Genomic DNA, 19,650 nt, shown 5'->3' with positions numbered 1-19,650 from the left:
CGGTCCGTGCGGTGTCCCGGCCGGCGTGCGGGGCCGCCTGGGCCCCTGGGGTCAGCGTGCGCGGTTGAGCGTCTGCAGGGCTGCACGGAGCAGCTGGGGCACGGGTGCCTGGCCGCCCCCGGCGATCGCCGCCTCGGCCTGCGGAGTCACGGCGGTCACCGCCTCGTCGGCCTCCCGGGTGGCGTAGCCGAGGCCGATGAGGGCGGCCTGCAGCTGGTCGCGCCAGGAGGAGCTGACGGCCGTGCCGACGCCCTGCTGCCCGATGCGCGCGCCGACCGGGTCGCCGAGCCGGTCCTTGAGTTCGAGGAGGAGCTTCTGGGCGCCCTTCTTGCCGATGCCGGACACGGCGGTGAGCGCCTTCTCGTCACCGGTGGCGACGGCGATGCGCAGGGCGTCGGGGCTGTGGGTGGCGAGCATCGCCTGGGCGAGCCGGGGGCCCACGCCGCTGGCGGTCTGGAGCAGCTCGAAGACCTGCCGCTCGTCGTCGTCCGCGAAGCCGTAGAGGGTGAGCGAGTCCTCCCGGACGACCAGGGAGGTGGCCAGCCTGGCGTCCGTGCCGATCCGCAGTCCGGCGAGGGTTTCGGGCGTGCACTGGACGGCCATGCCGATGCCGCCGACCTCGATCACGGCCGTGGTCGGGGCTAGGGCGGCCACCGGGCCGGAGACGAAGGCGATCATGCGGTACGGCCTTTCAGCGTGCGATGGGCGGCGACGGCCTGCTGCAGTCGGTTCTGCGCGGGCGCGCGCCAGATGTGGCAGATGGCGAGGGCGAGGGCGTCGGCGGCGTCGGCGGGCTTCGGGGGTGCGTCGAGGCGCAGCAAGCGGGTCACCATCGCCCCGACCTGCGCCTTGTCGGCGCGTCCTGATCCGGTGACGGCCGCCTTGACCTCGCTGGGCGTGTGCAGGGCGACGGGGATGCCGCGGCGGGACGCGCAGAGCATCGCGACCGCGCTGGCCTGGGCCGTGCCCATGACCGTGCGGACGTTGTGCTGGGCGAACACCCGCTCCACCGCCACGAACTCGGGGCGGTGTTCGTCGAGCCACTGCTCGATGCCCCGCTCGATGGCGACCAGCCGGTGGCCGAGCTCCGCGTCGGCCGGGGTACGCACGACGCCGACGCCCACCATGGTGAGCGGCCGTCCGGCGACGCCCTCGACGACTCCGACACCGCACCGGGTCAGCCCCGGGTCCACACCCAACACCCGCACGAAAGGGCCCCTCCGCCACTCGGTCACCTGTTCCCGCAGGCTATCGGGTCGCACCGACAATGCGACGGGCCGACGGGGTGTGTCCCGTCGGCCCGTCGGTGTACCGCACCGCCCTCAGGCGTCGACCTTCTCCATGACCTCGTCGGAGACGTCGAAGTTGGCGAAGACGTTCTGCACGTCGTCGCTGTCCTCCAGCGCGTCGATCAGCTTGAAGATCTTGCGCGCGCCCTCCTCGTCGAGCTCGACCTGCATGGTCGGGACGAAGTTGGCCTCGGCCGAGTCGTAGTCGATGGAGGCGTCCTGCAGCGCAGTGCGGACCGCGACCATGTCGGTGGCCTCGCTGAGCACCTCGAAGGTGTCACCGAGGTCGTTGACCTCCTCGGCACCCGCCTCGAGCACGGCACCGAGCACGTCGTCCTCGGACAGCTCGCCCTTGGGGACGATCACGACGCCCTTGCGGTTGAACAGGTACGAGACCGAGCCCGGGTCCGCCATCGAACCGCCGTTGCGCGTCATGGCGACACGGACGTCGGACGCGGCACGGTTGCGGTTGTCGGTGAGGCACTCGATGAGCACCGCGACGCCGTTCGGGCCGTAGCCCTCGTACATGATCGTCTCGTAGTCGGCGCCGCCGGCCTCCAGGCCGGCACCGCGCTTGACCGCCGAGTCGATGTTCTTGTTCGGGACCGAGCTCTTCTTGGCCTTCTGGATGGCGTCGAAGAGGGTCGGGTTGCCGGACACGTCGGCGCCGCCCGTGCGGGCCGCGACCTCGATGTTTTTGATCATCTTCGCGAAGAGCTTGCCGCGCTTGGCGTCGATCACGGCCTTCTTGTGCTTCGTCGTAGCCCATTTAGAGTGGCCGGACATCTGCCTTCTCCTTCGCGTCACCAAAATCGATCCGAACCCGAGAGATCCTACCGGGATCGCATCAGCCCACGGCGCGCACCATGTCGGTGAAGAGCGCGTGCACACGGTGGTCCCCGGTCAGCTCCGGGTGGAACGACGTCGCCAGGGCGTTTCCCTGGCGTACGGCCACGATATGGCCGCCGTGCACCGCGAGGACCTCGGCGCGGGCGCCGACCGACTCCACCCAGGGGGCCCGGATGAAGACGCCCTCGACGGGTCCGCCGGGAACCCCGTCCATCTCGACGGCCGCCTCGAAGGACTCGTTCTGCCGCCCGAAAGCGTTACGGCGCACGATCATGTCGATGCCGCCGACCGTCTCCTGGCCGGGCACGGGGTCTCCCCCGCTCGAACGGAGTCGAGAGCTCGGGGAAGGGTTGAGGATCTTGTCGGCCAGCAGGATCATCCCGGCGCAGGTTCCGTACACGGGCATCCCCGAGGCGACCCGCTCGCGCAGCGGCTCCAGCATCCCGAAGATCACCGCCAGCTTGGACATCGTGGTGGACTCGCCGCCGGGGATGACCAGCCCGTCGACCTCGGCGAGCTCCACGGGCCGCCTGACCGGCCTGGCCAGGGCGTCCGCCACGGCCAGGGCGGTCAGGTGTTCCCGTACGTCGCCCTGGAGCGCCAGGACTCCGATGACAGGGGTGTCGGTCATCGGTGCTTACCAGCCGCGGTTGGCGTAGCGCTCGCCCTCGGGCAGCGTGTCGCAGTTGATGCCGACCATGGCCTCGCCCAGGTTGCGCGAGGCGTCCGCGATGACCTTCGGGTCGTCGTGGAAGGTGGTGGCCTTCACGATGGCGGCGGCACGCTTGGCCGGGTCGCCGGACTTGAAGATGCCGGAGCCCACGAAGACGCCCTCGGCGCCGAGCTGACGCATCAGGGCCGCGTCCGCGGGGGTGGCCACACCACCGGCCGAGAACAGGACGACGGGCAGCCGGCCGAGCTCGGAGACCTCCTTGACCAGCTCGTAGGGCGCGCGGAGCTCCTTCGCGGCGGCGTACAGCTCGTTGTTGTCGTAGCCGCGCAGCCGGGCGATCTCGTTCTTGATCTGGCGCAGGTGGCGCACGGCCTCGACGACGTTGCCCGTGCCCGCCTCGCCCTTGGAGCGGATCATCGCGGCGCCCTCGGCGATCCGGCGCAGGGCCTCGCCCAGGTTCGTGGCGCCGCAGACGAACGGGGTGGTGAAGGCGAACTTGTCGCTGTGGTTCACCTCGTCGGCCGGGGTGAGCACCTCGGACTCGTCGATGTAGTCGACGCCGAGGGACTGGAGCACCTGGGCCTCGACGAAGTGGCCGATGCGGGACTTGGCCATGACCGGGATGGAGACGGCCCCGATGATCTCCTCGATCATGTTCGGGTCCGACATCCGGGCCACGCCGCCGTCCTTGCGGATGTCGGCGGGCACCCGCTCGAGCGCCATGACGGCCACGGCACCCGCGTCCTCGGCGATCTTCGCCTGCTCGGCGTCGACGACGTCCATGATCACGCCGCCCTTGAGCTGCTCGGCCATGCCGCGCTTGACTCGGGCGGTGCCGGTGGCCGGGGTCTCGGCGGACTGCGGGGTGCTGGGAAGCGTGGACACGGATCGACCTCACTGGGGTGGAGAAGACAACGGGGTGCTGCTGCTTCTCCGAGCAAACGCCCCTGGAGCAGTCCACAGCAAGGGCCAATGAACACCCCGTGGACCGTTCCGTACGTCCCGGGAGCCCGCACCCGGCCGGGTCAGACCTCCGCCGGGCCGGTCCGCACCCAGTGGGCGCGCCGATCCGTTCCCGGCCCCGTGCGGCGGGAACGGGCCGGGCCGCCGTCAGCTGCCGGGGCGGTCCGCCAGGGCCACCGGCGGCTCGTCGTCCATCTCGAAGGCGAGCGGGAACGGGGCGTGGCCGGCGAGCCGGAGCAGTCGCACCGTCCGGTGCCTGCGCAGGGCGCGGGCGGCCCGCACCGAATCGTTGTGGAAACGGCGCGCCATCGGCACCCGGCGTACGGCGGCGGCCAGTTCCCTCGCCGCGTCCTCACCGCCCGGGAACTCCTTCACGGCGTCGACCTGTGCCGGCTCACCGAAGACGGCCCGCAGGGCGGTGCTCAGCTCGCTCTCCGCGACCTCACGCTGCTCCTCCTCGGCCTGCCGTGCGGCGTGGGCGGCCTCGTACAGCACGATCGACGCGGCGGGGTCCAGGACCCCGGACGTGGCCAGTTCCTGGGTGACCGAGGCACGGCGCAGCAGCTGGGCGTCGAGCGCGGCCCGCGCCGCGTCGATGCGCGCGTGGAGCCGGTCGAGCCGCCCTGCGGTCCAGCTGAGGTACAGGCCGATCGCGAAGAGCGCGACGACGGTCCAGATGAGGATTTCGATCACGGGCGGCAAGGCTACCGTCGGCGGCGGCCGCCCGGGCCCCCCGGTACGGCCCGGGCCCGCCTGCCGGGCGGAGGGGCACCCCGGGCCGGGTGGGCCGCGCTCAGTCCCTCGCGAGGCCGAAGCGCGCGCGGAGCCCCGTGCGTTCGTCGGTGTCCACGGCTGCCGCTCCGTCCGTGACCGTCTCGTACACCGCGAGGATGTCCGCACCGACCGTCGTCCAGTCGAAGCGGCGCACATGCGCGCTGCCGCGTTCCCGGAGTCCCTCGCGCCGCTCCGGGTCGCCCAGCAGCCGGATCGCGGCCGCGGCCAGGGCGTCCGCGTCCTCGTTGGCGAACAGGTCACCGGCGGAACCCTGGTCGAGCACCTGAGCGAAGGCGTCCAGGTCGCTGGCGAGGACGGGCGCTCCCGCCGACAGTGCCTCGACCAGGATGATGCCGAAGCTCTCGCCACCGGTGTTCGGCGCGACGTACACGTCGACGCTGCGCAGCAGCCGTGCCTTGTCCTCGTCGCTCACCATGCCGAGGAACTCGACGCGCGAGCGCATCTCCTTCGGCAGCGAGGCGACCGCCTCCTCCTCGTCACCGCGTCCGGCGACGAGGAGCCTCGTCTCCGGACGGGCGGCGAGGATCGCCGGGAGCGCCTTCATGAGGACGGGCAGTCCCTTGCGCGGTTCGTCGATGCGCCCTATGAAGCCGATCGTGCCGCCCTGCCACTCGGCCTTCGGCTCGGCCCGGGCGAAGAAGTCCACGTCGACGCCGTTGGGGATGACCACGGCGTCGCCGCCGAGGTGCTCGACCAGCGTCCGCCGCGCGTACTCGCTCACCGCGATCCGCGCGCTGATCTTCTCCAGCGCGGGCTGGAGGATCGGGTACGCCGCGATCATCGCCCTGGAGCGCGGGTTGGACGTGTGGAAGGTGGCCACGATCGGCCCCTGCGCCGCCCAGCAGGTGAGCAGGCCCAGCGAGGGCGCGGTGGGCTCGTGGATGTGGATGACGTCGAAGGTGCCGTCGTTCAGCCAGCGCCGGACGCGCGCGGCGGACAGGAACCCGAAGTTCAGCCGGGCGACCGAGCCGTTGTACGGGACGGGCACCGCCCGGCCCGCGGACACGACGTACGGCGGGAGCGGCGTCTCGTCGTCGGCGGGCGCGAGCACCGAGACGTCGTGGCCGAGGCGGATCAGGTGTTCGGCCAGGTCGCGGATGTGGAACTGCACCCCGCCCGGGACGTCCCAGGAGTACGGGCAGACGATGCCGATCTTCACGGAGCTTCCCCCTGGGGTTCCAGATCGGCGAGCCAGAGCCGCTGCAGCATGTGCCAGTCCTCCGGATGCTCGGCGATCCCGGTGGCGAAGGCGTCGGCCAGCGCCTGTGTCATGGAGGACGTCTTCTCGGCCCGTGTACCTGTCTCCGGTACGGGGACGGGCGGATGGACCCGCGCACCCATCACGGGGGTGCCGTCGTACCAGAGGGTGACGGGCAGCAGCAGGGCGCCGGTCTGCTGTGCCAGCAGGGCGGGCCCCGCGGGCATGCGTGCGGTGGCGCCGAAGAAGTCCACCTCGACGCCGGAGGCCGACAGGTCGCGGTCGGCGACGAGGCAGACGAGCCCGCCCGCGCGCAGCCGCCGGGCCAGGGTGCCGAACGCGGCCCCGCCGCTGTGCGGCAGGACCTCCATGCCGAGGCCCTGCCGGTAGGCCACGAAACGGTCGTAGAGGGTCTCCGGCCTCAGCCGCTCGGCGACCGTCGTGAACGGCACCTCGAGGTCCGTGGTGACCCACGCGCCCGCCAGGTCCCAGTTCCCGAGGTGCGGCAGCGCGAGGACGACCCCCCGGCCCGCGTCCAGCCCTTCCGTGAGCCGGTGGGCGTCACGGACGTCGATGGACGCCTTGATCCGCTCCGGGCTCCAGGTCGGCAGACGGAAGGACTCCATCCAGTAGCGCATGTACGAGCGCATACCGGCCCGGGACAGCTCGGCGAGCCGGGCGGCGTCCGCGTCGGGTACGACCCGGGCGAGGTTGGACTCCAGCCGGAGCACGGACTTCCCGCGCCTCTTCCACACCTGGTCGGCCAGGGAGCGGAAGAGCGCGGCCGCGGCGGGCTCCGGGAGCTTCTTGACGGCGCCCCAGCCGAGGCCGTAGAGCCCGTCCGTCAGCCGTCCCCTCAGGTCGGAACGGGTGCCGCTCACTGCGCGGACCCGCTCCCGCCCTGGGCGGCGGCCGCGGCGTCGGCCTCGGCGGACTCCCTGCGCACGGTCACCACCCGCTGGATCAGTGTCACCAGGCTGCCCGCGGCGACGATCCACAGCGCGATGGGCAGCAGGACCTGGATTCCCGGAACCCCGAAGCCGTGCAGACCGGCGAGGCCCGCAGCGACCAGGGAGATCACGAGCCGCTCCGCGCGCTCCACCAGTCCGTTCACCGCGACCGGCAGACCGATCGACTCACCCCTGGCCTTCGTGTACGAGACCACCTGGCCGCTGGCCAGACAGAAGATCGCGACCGCGCACAGCACGTTGTCGTCGCCGCTGCCCGCGTACCAGAGCGCGAAGCCGGCGAAGATCGCCCCGTCCGCCACCCGGTCGAGAGTCGAGTCCAGGAACGCGCCCCACCGGCTGGAGATGCCCGCCTGACGGGCCATGTTGCCGTCGACGAGGTCCGAGAAGACGAAGACCGTGATCACGATCGTGCCCCAGAAGAACTCCCCCATCGGGAAGAAGACCAGCGCACCTGCCATCACTCCGGCCGTGCCGACGAGAGTGACCGCGTCGGGGCTGACCCCGAGACGGAGCAGCAGAGCGGCGAACGGTGTGAGGACACGCGTAAAAAATGCACGCGCGTACTTGTTCAGCATGGCCTTCCCGAGGTTCGGTGGGCGCCGCGGCCCCTTCGGCCACCGGCTGGCCCATCGTAGTCACGAGCCGTGCCGGGCACCGGCGGGGCACCCCGTCCCGCCGGATGTCCCGGAAGTCATGCCACGCCACGCGCGACGTATGGACGGCGTCCGGTACGGGTGCCACGCTCGTAGGACCGCGGGCGTCGCCGAAGCCGCCGCGCTCCCGTACGCCCGTGCATCCACTCCCCAGTTCTTGCGGCACCACGCCACCGATCGGGAGGCACGCAGCCATGGGCGACAGGACACACACGCACACCGGGGCCGCCGGCAGGGCGATGACGGCCGCCGGCCCGGTTCCGTACGGAACGTCGCGCTGGTCGGCCACAGCGGCTCCGGCAAGACCACCCTGGTCGAGGCGCTGGCGCTGACGGCCGGGGCCCTGAACCGCGCCGGCCGGGTCGAGGACGGCGCGACCGTCTCCGACCACGACGAGATCGAACAGCGCCGACAGCGTTCCGTACAGCTCTCGGTGGTCCCCGTCGGCTGGGACGGCTGCAGGATCAATCTTCTGGACACCCCCGGCTACGCGGACTTCGTCGGGGAACTCAGGGCCGGTCTGCGCGCGGCGGACGCGGCCCTCTTCGTCGTCTCGGCGGCCCAGGAGGCCGACGCGGTGGCGGGCACCACCCGGGCGCTCTGGGAGGAGTGCGCGGCCGTCGGCATGCCGCGGGCCGTCGTCGTCACGCATCTGGACACCGCGCGTACGCCCTTCGACGAGCTGACCCGGATCTGCGGCCGGATGTTCGGGCACGACGACCCCGACGCCGTGATCCCCCTCCACGTGCCCGTGCAGGGGCCCGAGGGCCCGGACGGGCACGCCCCGCTCACCGGCCTCACCGGCCTCCTCACCCAGCGGATCTTCGACTACTCCTCGGGGGAACGGCGGGAGGAACCGCCCTCCGGCGAGCAGCGCGGCCCCCTGAAGGAGGCACGTGACCGGCTCATCGAGGGGATCATCGCCGAGAGCGAGGACGAGACCCTGATGGACCGCTATCTCTCGGGCGGCGAGATCGACGTCGCGACCCTCCTCGGCGACCTGGAGCGAGCCGTCGCGCGCGGTTCCTTCCACCCCGTCCTCGCCGCCGCGCCCGCGCCGGAGGGCGCGCGCCAGGGCATCGGGACCGTGGAACTCCTCGACCTGATCACCCGCGGCTTTCCCTCCCCCGAGGAACGCGTCCTCCCCGCCGTCACCGCTCCGGACGGCTCCCCGCGCCCCGTTCCGGTCCGTGATCCGGCGGCCCCCCTGCTCGCCGAGGTCGTGAAGACCGCGTCCGACCCGTACGTCGGCCGGGTCTCCCTCGTCCGCGTCTTCTCCGGCACCCTGCGCCCCGACGCCACCGTGCACGTGTGCGGCCACGGGCTCACCGACCCCGGCGGCCGGACCCGCCCGGGCCATGAGGCCGAGGTACGCGTCGGCGCCCTCACCTCGCCCTTCGGCAAGCAGCAGCGCCCCCTGGAAAGCTGTGCCGCGGGAGACCTGGCGTGCGTCTCCAAGCTGGGCGAGGCGGAGACCGGGGACACCCTCTCGGGAGACGGCGACCCGCTGCTGATGGAGCCGTGGACCACGCCCGACCCGCTGCTCCCGCTGGCCGTCCGGGCCCACGGCAAGGCCGACGAGGACAGGCTCTCGCAGGGGTTGGCGCGTCTGGTCGCCGAGGATCCGACGATGCGCCTGGAGCAGAACCGGGAGACCCGTCAGGTCGTCCTGTGGTGCATGGGCGAGGCGCACACCGAGGTGGCGCTGGAACGCCTGCGCAGCCGCTTCGGCGTCCAGGTCGACGCCGAACCCCACCGCGTCCCGCTGCGCGAGACGTTCGCCTCCCGGTCCGCCGGGCGGGGCCGTCACGTCAAACAGTCCGGTGGCCACGGCCAGTACGCCGTCTGCGAGATCGAGGTGGAGCCGCTGCCGCCCGGTACCGGAATCGAGTTCGTCGACAAGGTGGTCGGCGGCTCGGTCCCGCGGCAGTTCGTCGCGTCCGTGGAGAAGGGCGTACGCGCCCAGGCGGCCCGCGGCGTAGCGGCCGGGCATCCGCTCGTCGACGTGCGCGTCACCCTGCTCGACGGGAGGTCGCACTCGGTGGACTCCTCCGACGCCGCCTTCCAGACGGCCGGCGCTCTGGCGCTTCGTGAAGCCGCGGCCGACACCCGCATCGAGCTCCTCGAACCCGTGGCCGAGGTCGGTGTCCTCGTTCCCGACGACTACGTGGGCGCCGTCATGAGCGACCTCGCGGGGCGGCGCGGCCGGGTCGTCGGCACCGAGCAGGCGGTCGGGGAGCGAACGCTCGTACGCGCGGAGGTGCCGGAGACCGAGATCGGCAGGTACACGGTCGACCTCCGCTCCATGACGCACGGCACCGGACGTTTCGACCGGGCGTACGCCCGGCACGAACCGATGCCTCCGCAACTCGCCAGCCGCCTCCGCGAAAGGGCTGAAAACGGATCAAACAGCGCCTAGCTGACTGGAAATGGCGCCTGACGCCCGCCTCCGGGCCGGATCTCCGGGCGGGCGCGCCGCCCGGACGATAGGCTGTGGGCCCAGCTCAGAAGGTGTGCGACGTACCGTAGTTGGGAACAGCCGCAGGAGCAGACCGTGCGGGTGAGTGGGGGCGACAGTGGCCAACGACGGATTCGACTTCTCTCCTGGAGCGCAGATCCCGCTCCAGGGTTCCGGGGGGCAGGCGGTGGCGACCAACGCCCTCGCCTCCGCCGCGTACCGCGACAGCGATGTGACGGAGATCCTCAAGGCCAACAGCGAGTGGCACAAGTCCGAGGTGAAACCGGGCTCGTCCAAGCTGTTCAAGTCCGACTACTTCAAGCCGAATCTGGGTGAGGCGTTCTCCCGGGCCGTGCAGGAACGGATGCTCGGCGGCGGTCGTGCCGCACTCATCCAGTCCTTCGGCTCCGACCCTCAGACCGTCGTCGAGCACTGCCTCTCCGCCACCCGGCTGCGCAAGGCACGTGACTCGAAGCTCACCCTGATCACCGTCGTCTTCGGCATCCTCTTCCTGCCCGGCCTGCTGCTCTGGGTCCTCGGCTTCCGGCTCCGGGACTTCCTCAACAAGTCCAAGGACAAGTTCTTCCAGGCGCTGGGCGGCGTCCTGCTCGTCGCACTCGGCGCCGCCGCCGCGTTCTTCCTGATCACAATGCCGCTCACCGGCTTCCTGGCCCTCTACCTGCGCGCCGCCGCCATCGCCCCGCTCATCGGCTGGCTGCTCGCCAAGCGGGTCTCGGAAGCCTCGGTCAAGGACCTGCGTGCCCGCTGGGAGGGGCTCCTCTCCGGCGGGGGCGTCACCGCGAAGATCCCCGAGGCCGTGCCCAAGAACCCCAACGAGACAGCCCGCGAGGCGCTGCGCCAGGGCCTGGAGAAGCTCTCGGCCGAGCAGCAGTCCAACGCCGTCTTCTACGCGGGCCCCAAGGGCATCCTCGGGATGGGTACCCGTTGGGGCAGCTGGCAGCTCGCCGAGGAACTCACCCCGAAGGACGCGTCCAAGGAGATCCACCAGTTCCGCAGCTGGGACGTCGTGCGGGCCATCCACGACCAGCTGAAGATGCTGGAGCGCGGCCCGCTGAACACCGGCGGGTTCCCCACCCCGTCCGTGAAGCACTGGATCGTCTCCCCGGTCGGCGAGAACGCGGGCTCCGTCTCCCGGCCCGAGGGTGAGGACGTCGCCACCTTCCAGATCAAGCCCCACGAGATACAGCGCATCTGCAACCACCAGCAGTTCGGCAGCGGCGACCGCCACTACCTGGGTGTCCAGTTCACCCTCTGGGACGGTCAGCTGGTGATCACGATGCTGATCACCGTCACCGTGCTCCACGAGACGCTGCGGATCGAGGTCACGGGACACGCCCTGGGCCCGGTCCACGGTCTCTTCCTGACCAAGCCGGAGGCACCGACGAAGACGGTCAAGAAGGCCGTCCGGTTCTGGGAGACCCGGAGCATCGCGCTGCCGATCGTCAAGGCGAGCGAGGTCGTCAGGCTCGCGCTGCGCGCACCGCTCACCTGGTACCCGCCGCTGCTCGACTACCTGGGCGGCAAGATCGTCCTGCCCGAGCCCTTCGGACTGCGCCACGCCTGGGCGGCCAAGCCCTGGGGCCACCGCTTCATGGCTGACGACGCCATGCGGACGGCCACCCCGGTCCTGCGTGTGGTCCACTCCGCGACGATGCGGGTCCTGAAGGAGCACGGTGTCGACATCGAGCGCTTCGACAACCGCTCCATGGTCCTCAGCGGCATGGTCCAGGACCCCTCCCCGAAAAAGGCCGACGTCTACGACGCGTGAGGCGGCCCCCGGGCCGGCCCGGGCACGACGGCGCCCGGGCCGCGCCCACGCCTACAGCGGTGGGTTGCCGTGCTTGCGGGGTGCCGGCTCGGTTGTCTTCGTCCGCAGCACGGTGAGGGCCGCGGCCAGGACCTCCCGGGTGGCGGCGGGGTCGATGACGTCGTCCACCAGCCCGCGTTCCGCCGCGTAGTACGGGTGCATGAGTTCGGCCCGGTACTCCTTCACCAGCCGGGCGCGGGTCTCGTCCGGGTCCTGCGCCTCGGCGATCTGCCTACGGAAGATGACGTTGGCCGCGCCCTCGGCACCCATCACGGCGATCTCGTTGGTGGGCCACGCGAAGGTGAGATCGGCGCCGATGGACTGCGAGTTCATGACGATGTACGCGCCGCCGTACGCCTTGCGCAGGATGACGGTGATCCTGGGCACCGTGGCGTCGCAGTAGGCGTAGAGCAGCTTGGCACCGTGCCGGATGATGCCGTCGTGCTCCTGCCCGACGCCGGGCAGGAACCCGGGGACGTCCACCAGGGTGACCAGGGGGATGTTGAACGTGTCGCACATCTGGACGAACCGTGCCGCCTTCTCGGACGCCTTGATGTCCAGCACCCCGGCCAGCGACAGCGGCTGGTTCGCGACGACGCCCACGACCTCCCCGGCCAGTCTGATCAGGACGCACAGGATGTTGGGGGCCCATCGCTCGTGGACCTCCAGCACCTCTTCGTCGTCCGCCAGTTCGGCGATCACCTCGCGCATGTCGTACGGCCTGCTGCCCTCGGCCGGAACCAGGTCCAGCAGCCGCTGCGAGCGCCGTCCGGCGGGGTCGCCGGACTCGGCACGGGGCGGGCGTTCGCGGTTGTTCCCCGGCAGCATGCCGAGCAGGTAGCGGACCTCCAGGAGGCAGGACTCCTCGTCGTCGTAGGCGAAGTGACAGACCCCGGAGGTCTCCGCGTGGACGTCCGCGCCGCCCAGGCCGCTCAGGGTGACCTCCTCACCGGTGACCGCCCTCACCACGTCCGGGCCCGTGATGAACATCTGTGAGGTGCCGCGCACCATGAACACGAAGTCGGTGAGCGCCGGGCTGTAGGCGGCGCCGCCCGCACAGGGGCCGAGCATGACGCTGATCTGCGGGATCACCCCCGAGGCCCGGGTGTTGCGCCGGAAGATCCCGCCGTATCCCGCGAGCGCCGAGACTCCCTCCTGGATACGGGCGCCGGCCCCGTCGTTGAGGGAGACGAGGGGCGCGCCCGCCGCGAGAGCCATGTCCATGATCTTGTGGATCTTCGCCGCGTGGGCCTCGCCGAGCGCACCACCGAACATGCGGAAGTCGTGTGCGTACACGAAGACGGTCCGCCCCTCGACCTCCCCCAGCCGGTGATCACTCCGTCCGTGTACGGGCGGTTCGCCTCCAGGCCGAAGCCGGTGGCCCGGTGCCGGCGGAACTGCTCCACCTCGTGGAAGGTGTCCGGGTCCAGCAGGAGAGCTATCCGCTCCCGGGCGGTCAGCTTGCCGCGGGCGTGCTGGGCTCCGGTCGCCTTCTCGCCCGGCCCGGCGTGCACCTGGTCGCGCAGGACGCCGAGTTCACCGACGCGGCGGCGCATGCCGGAGGCGGCGGGTGGGGCGGGGACCGGCGCGGCTGCCGGTGCGGGGGTGTCCATGGTCGTCATCGGGTCGGCCTTTCTGCGGGGTCGGTCCGGCCGGTGGCGGCGCCGGGACGGAGGGCACCGGTCAGGCGGCGTACCCGGTCAGGAGCGAGCGGGCGGCGGCCAGGTCGTCACGGGCGCGGGAGGCCTCGGCCGGACCTGCGGGCAGAAGCGGAAGAACCCTGCTGCGCCCGGCCAGTACCGCGGGGTGGCGCCGGGCGAGGGCGGACAGTCCCCGGCCGGGTCCGCATTCCACGAGCTGCCGCCCCGGGCCGCCCAGCAGGTGGTCCAGCGCCGGCCAGAACCTCACCGGCGCCGCCGGATGGGAGGACCACCAGGCGGGATCGGCCGCCTGGCGCGCGGTGAGCGGAGCAGCGGTGTAGCCGGAGATCAGCGGGAGGGCGGGGGGCCGGGGACGGACCGCCGCGAAGACCGCTTCCGCCGGGGCGGCGAGAGGGGCGAGCACCGGACTGTGGAAGGGCGTCGAGGACGGCACGGTCCGGCACACCAGCCCCTGCTCACGCAGCGCCCGGGTGATCTGGCCCAGGTGCGGTTCGGGGCCGGCCAGGATCGTCTGGCGGGGTGCGTTGTGCGCTCCCACCACCACGTCGTCGCGGAGGTAGGGCGTCAGCGTCTCGGGGGCGGCGGCCACCGCGACCATCCCTCCGGCCGGGCCGTCGGCGAGGCGTGTCACGCGGTCCCACATCAGACGCGCGGCGTCGCAGACGGTGAACACGTCGGCCAGGACGGCCGCGGCCATCTCGCCGACGCTGTGGCCGAGCAGCACCGCCGGGCGTACTCCCCACGACTCCACGGTCCGGCCGAGGGCGTAGTCGATCGTGAACAGCAGGATCTGGGAGCGGGTGACGTGGTCCATCGGTACGCCGGGCCGCTCCCCCAGCCAGTCGTCGCGTACGTGTGCGCCCTGGGCGCCGAGAGCGCCGAACACCTCGTCCGCGGCGGCGGTGAAGACCTCGTCGTGCCCGTAGAGTCCGGTGGCCATGCCGTGGTGCTGGGCTCCCTGGCCCGGCAGCAGGAGCGCGACGGGCAGTGGCTCCACGGCGGGGGCCGGCGTCGGGTCGGTCATCGTTTCCCCTCCCGCGTACCGCGCCGAGCGGTACGCGGGGCCGATCCTCGCCGGACCCGCTACAGGCACGCTCGACCGCGGATGGAGGTCCTCCAGCGGTCCTCGATCGGCCGTCGAGAAGCGGGCCGGACGATCGGCGGGGCGCCCGTGGGTACGGGCCCGGAGAGGATGTCCATGAGGTGCGATCAGCTCTACGTCGCCGGTCTCGGCACCTGGCTGCCGCCCGCCGAGCCGGTGGCCGAGGCGGTGGCCCGGGGCGATGTGGAAGAGGCGGTGGCCGCGCGGAGCGGCATGCGGTCGGTGACGGTGTGCGAGGAGGGCGCGCCGGCCCCCGCGGAGATGGCGGTACGGGCCGCGGACCTCGCTCTGCGGCGCGCGGGCACGGACGGGTCGGACGTGCGGATGCTGCTGCACGCCAGTCTGTACGACCAGGGCAACGCCCTGTGGGGCACGGCGTCGTACGTGCAGCGCAGGACCGTCCACGCCGGCTGCCCCGCGCTGGAGGTACGCCAGGTGTCCAACGGGGGCATGGCCGGCCTGCTGCTGGCGTCCGCGGTACTGGCGCAGGGAGGCGGGGAGGTGCTGCTCACCACCGCCGACCGGTTCTGCCCGCCGGGCTTCGACCGGTGGCGCAGCGACCCGGGGACGGTCTACGCGGACGGCGGGACGGCGATGCTGCTGTCGGCGGGGGGCGGGTTCGCGCGGGTGCGTTCACTGGTCGTGGTCTCGGACCCCGAACTGGAGGGGATGCACCGGGAGGGCGACCCCTTCGGCGAGGCCCGGACCGCTCCGGCGGGTGTGCTCGACCTGGAGGCGCACAAGAAGCGGTACGTGGGCCGGGCCGGGATGTCGTTCAGTGTGGCTCGGGTGGCAGCGGGGCAGCGGGACGCCGTCAAGGAGGCGCTGGCCGACGCCGGGACCGAGGCTGCGGAGATCTCCCGGTGGGTGCTGCCGCACTTCGGGCGCCGCCGGCTGGAGACCAACTGTCTGCGTCCGCTGGGGATCGAGGCCGACCGGACGACCTGGGACTTCAGCAGCCGGGTGGGACACCTGGGAGCGGGCGACCAGGCCGCCGGCCTGGAGCATCTGGTCCGCTCGGGCGCGCTAGGACCGGGCGACCGCTGTGTCCTGATGGGCGTGGGCGCCGGATTCACCTGGTCGTGTGCGGTGGTGGAGATCCTGCACGTGCCCGGCTGGACGGCATGAGCCGGCGTTGAGACAGCGCTGCGGCCCGTCGCGGCGGCGGGGTGGCACCCCGCCGCCGCGACGGGCCGGCACGCGTCAGCTCTGGTCGATCGTCCGCATGAAGTGCGCCGGGTAGCGCAGTCCGGCGGTGGCACCGGCGGGGAAGAGGCCGGAGAGCCGGGCGACCTCTTCCTCGGTCAGCCGTACGTCGGCCGCCGAGACGTTCTGCTCCAGGTGGGAGACGCGCCGGGTGCCGGGGATCGGCACGATGTCGCCGCCCTGGGCCAGCACCCACGCCAGGGCGAGCTGGGTGAGGCTGACGCCCTTCTCCTTCGCCAGCTCCTCGACCGTGCGCACCAGGTTCCGGTTGTGGTCGAAGTTCTCGCTCTGGAAGCGCGGGTGGTTGCGGCGCTGGTCGTCCTCGGCGAGGTCCTCGGCGCTGTCGAAGGCGCCGGTGAGGAATCCGCGGCCGAGCGGGCTGTACGCCACGAAGCCGGTGCCGAGCTCGCGGCAGGTGGGCAGGATCTCCGCCTCGACGTGCCGCTCCCACAGCGAGTACTCGGTCTGCAGGGCGGCGATCGGGTGGACCGCGTTCGCCCGCCGCAGGGTGCGTGCGGAGACCTCGCAGAGCCCGATGTGGCGCACCTTGCCCTCGGCGACGAGCTCGCCGAGCGCTCCGACGGTCTCCTCGACGTCGACCTTCGGGTCGAGCCGGGCGAGGTAGTACAGGTCGATGTGGTCCAGGCCCATGCGCTGGAGGGACGCCTCGCAGGCCTCACGGACGTATGCGGGGCTGCCGTCCACGTAGGGCGGTCCGGCTGCCGGACGCCGCATGCCGAACTTCGTGGCGACCACGGCCTCGTCCCGGCGTCCCTCGAGTGCCGTGGCGACGATCTTCTCGGCGGTGCCCGGCCCGTAGAAGTCGGCCGTGTCGATCAGGGTGACCCCGAGGTCCAGCGCCCGGCGGACCGTGGCGACTGCCTCGTCCGTGTCCGCCGTGCCGTAGGCGCCGGCCATGCCCATGCAGCCGAGGCCGAGGGCCGAGACGCCGAGGCCGGCGGCGCCGAGCTTCCTGTTCTCCATGAATGCCTTTCCATAGCCCGCCCGTTGCGGGCGGCGCGAAGGGAACCGGCGCCGAATGCGCCGCGCGGGACGCGAGTTCGAGCTCGCGCCGGTCAAAATATAGCCGACTAACTAATGACCTGACAGGCGATCGCACGGCACGCCGGACGTCGCCCCGGGCGTGGGCCCGTGTTCACTCGTCGAGCAGCGCCACCACCCTCGACCAGCCCGCTCCGGCCCCGGCTATCTTCACGGGAAGACAGCTGACGGTGAAGCCGGTGGACACCGGGAGGTCCTGGAGGTTGGCGAGCCGTTCGAGCTGGCAGTACTCCTCGCGGCGCCCGGCGAAGTGGGCGGGCCACAGGACCCCCTTGTCCCCCGTGCGGTGGAACTCCCGGATGATGTGGGTGAACGGCGCGTCGAGGCTGAAGGCGTCGGTCCCGATCACCCGCACCCCCAGTTCGAGCAGCAGCCGGGTGGCCGGCCCGTCCAGGCCGGTGAACTCGGTGAAGTACTCCGGTTTGCCGAGATGCCGGTCGGCACCGGTGTGCAGGAGAACCACGTCCATCGGCCGGGGGCGGCGCCCCACCCGGTCGAACTCCCGCTCCAGTTCGGCGACTCCGGCCGTTCCCGTGCCCACGTCCCGGAGGTCCAGGACCATCCCGGGCCGCATGAACCAGTCCAGTGGCATCTGGTCGATGGTCCGGGGGGTGTGTGCCCCTTCCGCGGGACCGTAGTGCGCGGGGGCGTCGACGTGGGTGCCGGTGTGGGCGGTGAGCGTCAGGTAGTCGTTGGTGAGGAAGGCACCGTCCGGGAAGACTTCGGGATCCAGCTCCAGCCCGAAGTGCTCCTTCATCTCGTCCCGTACGTGCACGGCGGCCTGGTGCGCGTCGAGCACACGGTGCACCACCTCGTCCGGCTCCCAGAACGACGCGTCGACGGGTGAGGACAGATCGATGATCCTCATGCTCCGGCCGCCTCTCCGCGGAGTGGTTCCGCCTCACCGAACAGATCCGAGCGCACGGAGACCGGCCGGGCGCCGAACGCGATGGCGCGCAGGATCTTCCCGTAGAGCGGGGTGTGCGCGAGGGCGCGCGCCGCCAGGGGCCGGACCGCGCCGGCCAGCCGGCTCCGCCCCCCAGCATCGCCTTGCTCTGTCTCGCCTGAAGGGTGAAGACCGCGTCGATGTCCTTCCTGCGCTCGGGCACCCAGCGCGAGAGCGTGGACTCACCGAAGTCACCGCTGTCCAGGGCGCCCACCAGGACCGGGTGCAGGAGCGCGGCGTCCTGCAGGGCGAGGTTGATGCCCTGCGCCCCGATCGGACTGTGGGTGTGCGCGCTGTCCCCGACCAGGACCAGCCCGTCGTCCGCCCACCGGTCCGCGTAGCCGGAGAAGACGTCGAGCAGTGTCAGGTCGCTGAGCGTCTTCACCTGGTCGAGGACCTGGTCGGCGTAGTCGGGCACCGCGCGCGCGATCCGCGAGCGCAGCGTCTCCACTCCCTCCTCGGCCAGCTGCCGGTACCCGTTGTGCGGCAGGGTCCAACCGATCTGTACGCAGTCGGGGTACGAGTCGTAGATGAGCACCGGGGTCCCTCCGGTGCGGTGCACCCGCACCGAGCGGTCCGTCCTGCCCCCGGCCGGGACCCTGAACCAGAGGATGTCGTGGGCGAATGTGTCCAGCCGGTGCTGCTCGATGCCCGCCAGCCGGCGGGTCTTGGAGTAGCGTCCGTCCGCGGCGACGGTGACCGGGGCCGTGATCCGGCGGCGGTCGTCACCCCGGCCGCAGACCACGCCGGTGACGGCTCCCCCTTCCCGCACCAGCTCCCTGATGCCGCAGCCCTCCAGGTAGGTGAACTCCGGGTACCGGGAGCAGGCCTCGAACAGCTCGGTCAGCAGGTGCCGTTGGGGCAGGCTCAGCAGGAAGCCGTAGGGCGGGGGCAGGGTGCCGTAGTCGATGTCCATCAGCAGGCGCTCGTTCTCGACCAGCTGGAACCGGCCGAGCTCGTACCCGCCGCGGGCGCGTGCCCCGTCGAGCACCCCGAGGTGGTCGAGCAGTGTCATGGCTCCGGGCTGAAGGATCTCGCCGCGGTACTCGCGCTCGAAGGAGCGGGTGCGGTCCAGCACCGTGACCCGGGCGCCCGAACGCAGCATCAGCAGTGCCAGTGTCAGACCCGCCGGGCCGGCCCCGACCACACAGATGTCGGTGGTGATGTCCATGTCCGCCTCCTCAGGCACGCAGGCCGAGGCCGCCGTCGGCCACGACGACCTGCCCCTGGATCCAGGCGGCCTCCGGTGCGCACAGCAGGGCGATCACATCGGCGACGTCCTCGGGCCGGGTGAGACGCCCGTTGGGGGTGCGGGAGGCCAGCAGACCGGCGATGGCGGGGTTGGAGGTGTGCTCCCCCTTGTCGAGGAGATGGGTGGAGACGGCGTTGACGGTGATCCCGAACGGCGCGAGGTCGACGGCCAGGTAGCGCACCAGGTTCTCCAGGGCCGCCTTGGCGACACCGGTCGCCAGATAGTGCGGAATCACCTCGAACGCCCCGTTGCCGGAGACCGCGACGACCCTGCCGCCCTTCGGCATGAGCTTGGCGACGGTGGCGGCGCCGTGCAGCAGGGGGTTCAGCGCGAGGGCGATCTCGTCGAAGAGGGGGACGATCTCCGGCGCCACCGGAAGCATCGGGTGCATGGTGGCGGCGTTGTGCACGAGGATGTCCAGCTGCCCGTGCTCGTCCCGGATCCGGTCGAGGAGCCCTTCGAGGAAGTCCGCCGAGCGGATGTCCCCCTTGACGGGTGTCGTACTGCCCGGGAGGGCCGCCGCCGCCTCGACCGCCTCCGCGGCGGCCGCGTCGTCGTGCGCGTAGTTGAGGTAGACGTGGCAGCCGTCGGTGCGCAGCCGGTGGGCGACGGCCCTGCCGAGGCCGCGGGAGGCCCCAGTGACCAGGGCGACGCGGCCGGGCGGGAGGAGTCCCGCATGCCGTTCGGGACGAGGGCTGTGGTGCGCGAGTGGTGCGTTCATGCTGTGGGACCGCCTTCGTGTGG

General features: G+C 72.0%; 15 protein-coding genes and 3 pseudogenes. 3 read left to right on the top strand and 15 right to left on the bottom strand.

What is annotated here, in order from left to right; translation table 11 throughout:
- Positions 1-51: 51 nt before the first annotated feature.
- From ruvA to pgsA, 9 genes are all read right to left on the bottom strand, one after another.
- Positions 52-678 (bottom strand): Holliday junction branch migration protein RuvA, encoded by a 627-nt coding sequence (ruvA, locus tag P8A20_RS31130; protein WP_147962342.1) that lies wholly within the window; start codon positions 676-678, stop codon positions 52-54.
- A complete protein-coding gene (ruvC, locus tag P8A20_RS31125; RefSeq protein WP_147962341.1) occupies positions 675-1,208 on the bottom strand; it encodes a crossover junction endodeoxyribonuclease RuvC in 534 nt (177 codons plus the stop codon). The genes ruvA and ruvC overlap by 4 nt, the downstream gene beginning before the upstream one ends.
- A 114-nt stretch (positions 1,209-1,322) precedes the next feature.
- Complete coding sequence (locus tag P8A20_RS31120) at positions 1,323-2,075, bottom strand: YebC/PmpR family DNA-binding transcriptional regulator (RefSeq protein WP_147962340.1); 753 nt, start codon at positions 2,073-2,075, stop codon at positions 1,323-1,325.
- A 61-nt stretch (positions 2,076-2,136) separates the two neighbouring features.
- Positions 2,137-2,769 carry a pyridoxal 5'-phosphate synthase glutaminase subunit PdxT gene (gene pdxT, locus P8A20_RS31115; RefSeq protein ID WP_306104678.1) on the bottom strand — a complete coding sequence of 211 codons (633 nt, stop codon included), beginning with the start codon at positions 2,767-2,769 and terminating at the stop codon, positions 2,137-2,139.
- Between the two features lie 6 nt (positions 2,770-2,775).
- The gene (pdxS, locus tag P8A20_RS31110) at positions 2,776-3,696 is read right to left on the bottom strand and encodes a pyridoxal 5'-phosphate synthase lyase subunit PdxS (RefSeq protein ID WP_147962338.1); all 921 of its coding nucleotides are present in this window, start codon (positions 3,694-3,696) and stop codon (positions 2,776-2,778) included.
- Positions 3,697-3,921: 225 nt separating this feature from the next.
- The gene (locus P8A20_RS31105; protein ID WP_147962337.1) at positions 3,922-4,467 is read right to left on the bottom strand and encodes a LemA family protein; all 546 of its coding nucleotides are present in this window, start codon (positions 4,465-4,467) and stop codon (positions 3,922-3,924) included.
- A 100-nt stretch (positions 4,468-4,567) separates the two neighbouring features.
- Positions 4,568-5,728 carry a glycosyltransferase family 4 protein gene (locus tag P8A20_RS31100; RefSeq protein ID WP_306104677.1) on the bottom strand — a complete coding sequence of 387 codons (1,161 nt, stop codon included), beginning with the start codon at positions 5,726-5,728 and terminating at the stop codon, positions 4,568-4,570.
- Positions 5,725-6,648, bottom strand: a complete 924-nt coding sequence (locus tag P8A20_RS31095) for a phosphatidylinositol mannoside acyltransferase (RefSeq protein WP_147962335.1) — start codon at positions 6,646-6,648, stop codon at positions 5,725-5,727. The genes P8A20_RS31100 and P8A20_RS31095 overlap by 4 nt, the downstream gene beginning before the upstream one ends.
- Entirely contained in the window at positions 6,645-7,313 is a 669-nt protein-coding gene (pgsA, locus tag P8A20_RS31090) for a phosphatidylinositol phosphate synthase (RefSeq protein WP_147962334.1), read from the bottom strand. Before pgsA ends, P8A20_RS31095 begins: the two co-directional genes overlap by 4 nt.
- Before the next feature lie 272 nt (positions 7,314-7,585).
- On the opposite strand from pgsA, the pseudogene P8A20_RS31085 reads away from it, so the two are divergent.
- Both P8A20_RS31085 and P8A20_RS31080 read left to right on the top strand, forming a co-directional pair.
- A pseudogene (locus tag P8A20_RS31085) lies at positions 7,586-9,810 on the top strand (elongation factor G-like protein EF-G2).
- A 157-nt stretch (positions 9,811-9,967) separates the two neighbouring features.
- Positions 9,968-11,638 (top strand): AbeC-like domain-containing protein, encoded by a 1,671-nt coding sequence (locus P8A20_RS31080; RefSeq protein ID WP_147962769.1) that lies wholly within the window; start codon positions 9,968-9,970, stop codon positions 11,636-11,638.
- Between the two features lie 51 nt (positions 11,639-11,689).
- Here the strand turns inward: P8A20_RS31080 and P8A20_RS31075 are convergent.
- Together P8A20_RS31075 and P8A20_RS31070 are read right to left on the bottom strand one after the other, a co-directional pair.
- Positions 11,690-13,299: pseudogene (locus P8A20_RS31075) on the bottom strand (acyl-CoA carboxylase subunit beta).
- A gap of 61 nt (positions 13,300-13,360) precedes the next feature.
- A complete protein-coding gene (locus tag P8A20_RS31070) occupies positions 13,361-14,362 on the bottom strand; it encodes an acyltransferase domain-containing protein (protein ID WP_147962331.1) in 1,002 nt (333 codons plus the stop codon).
- 174 nt (positions 14,363-14,536) lie between these two features.
- Here P8A20_RS31070 and P8A20_RS31065 point away from each other — a divergent pair, with 174 nt between their 5' ends.
- Complete coding sequence (locus P8A20_RS31065) at positions 14,537-15,568, top strand: ketoacyl-ACP synthase III family protein (protein ID WP_147962330.1); 1,032 nt, start codon at positions 14,537-14,539, stop codon at positions 15,566-15,568.
- Between the two features lie 75 nt (positions 15,569-15,643).
- On the opposite strand, the gene P8A20_RS31060 is transcribed toward P8A20_RS31065, so the two are convergent.
- The 4 genes and pseudogenes from P8A20_RS31060 to P8A20_RS31045 form a co-directional block, all read right to left on the bottom strand.
- A complete protein-coding gene (locus tag P8A20_RS31060; RefSeq protein ID WP_147962329.1) occupies positions 15,644-16,630 on the bottom strand; it encodes an aldo/keto reductase in 987 nt (328 codons plus the stop codon).
- A gap of 172 nt (positions 16,631-16,802) precedes the next feature.
- Entirely contained in the window at positions 16,803-17,576 is a 774-nt protein-coding gene (locus P8A20_RS31055; protein ID WP_147962328.1) for a cyclase family protein, read from the bottom strand.
- Positions 17,577-17,850: 274 nt separating this feature from the next.
- Positions 17,851-18,759, bottom strand: a pseudogene (locus P8A20_RS31050) (FAD-dependent monooxygenase); the annotation flags it as partial.
- A gap of 76 nt (positions 18,760-18,835) precedes the next feature.
- Positions 18,836-19,627, bottom strand: coding sequence for an SDR family oxidoreductase (locus tag P8A20_RS31045; RefSeq protein WP_306104676.1), 792 nt, complete (start codon positions 19,625-19,627; stop codon positions 18,836-18,838).
- Positions 19,628-19,650: the final 23 nt, after the last annotated feature.

This window comes from Streptomyces sp. Alt3 (genome assembly GCF_030719215.1).
Lineage (GTDB): Bacteria > Actinomycetota > Actinomycetes > Streptomycetales > Streptomycetaceae > Streptomyces > Streptomyces glycanivorans.
The sequence above is the reverse complement of the archived record's forward strand: the minus strand, read 5'-3'. Positions and strand labels throughout refer to the sequence as shown.

What these genes read in the sequence shown, in the direction of transcription:
- ruvA (WP_147962342.1), bottom strand. Translation starts at nt 678, where the DNA reads ATGATCGCCTTCGTCTCCGGCCCGGTGGCCGCCCTAGCCCCGACCACG.
- P8A20_RS31120 (WP_147962340.1), bottom strand. Translation starts at nt 2,075, where the DNA reads ATGTCCGGCCACTCTAAATGGGCTACGACGAAGCACAAGAAGGCCGTG.
- pdxT (WP_306104678.1), bottom strand. Translation starts at nt 2,769, where the DNA reads ATGACCGACACCCCTGTCATCGGAGTCCTGGCGCTCCAGGGCGACGTA.
- pgsA (WP_147962334.1), bottom strand. Translation starts at nt 7,313, where the DNA reads ATGCTGAACAAGTACGCGCGTGCATTTTTTACGCGTGTCCTCACACCG.
- P8A20_RS31070 (WP_147962331.1), bottom strand. Translation starts at nt 14,362, where the DNA reads ATGACCGACCCGACGCCGGCCCCCGCCGTGGAGCCACTGCCCGTCGCG.
- P8A20_RS31065 (WP_147962330.1), top strand. Translation starts at nt 14,537, where the DNA reads ATGAGGTGCGATCAGCTCTACGTCGCCGGTCTCGGCACCTGGCTGCCG.
- P8A20_RS31060 (WP_147962329.1), bottom strand. Translation starts at nt 16,630, where the DNA reads ATGGAGAACAGGAAGCTCGGCGCCGCCGGCCTCGGCGTCTCGGCCCTC.
- P8A20_RS31055 (WP_147962328.1), bottom strand. Translation starts at nt 17,576, where the DNA reads ATGAGGATCATCGATCTGTCCTCACCCGTCGACGCGTCGTTCTGGGAG.
- P8A20_RS31045 (WP_306104676.1), bottom strand. Translation starts at nt 19,627, where the DNA reads ATGAACGCACCACTCGCGCACCACAGCCCTCGTCCCGAACGGCATGCG.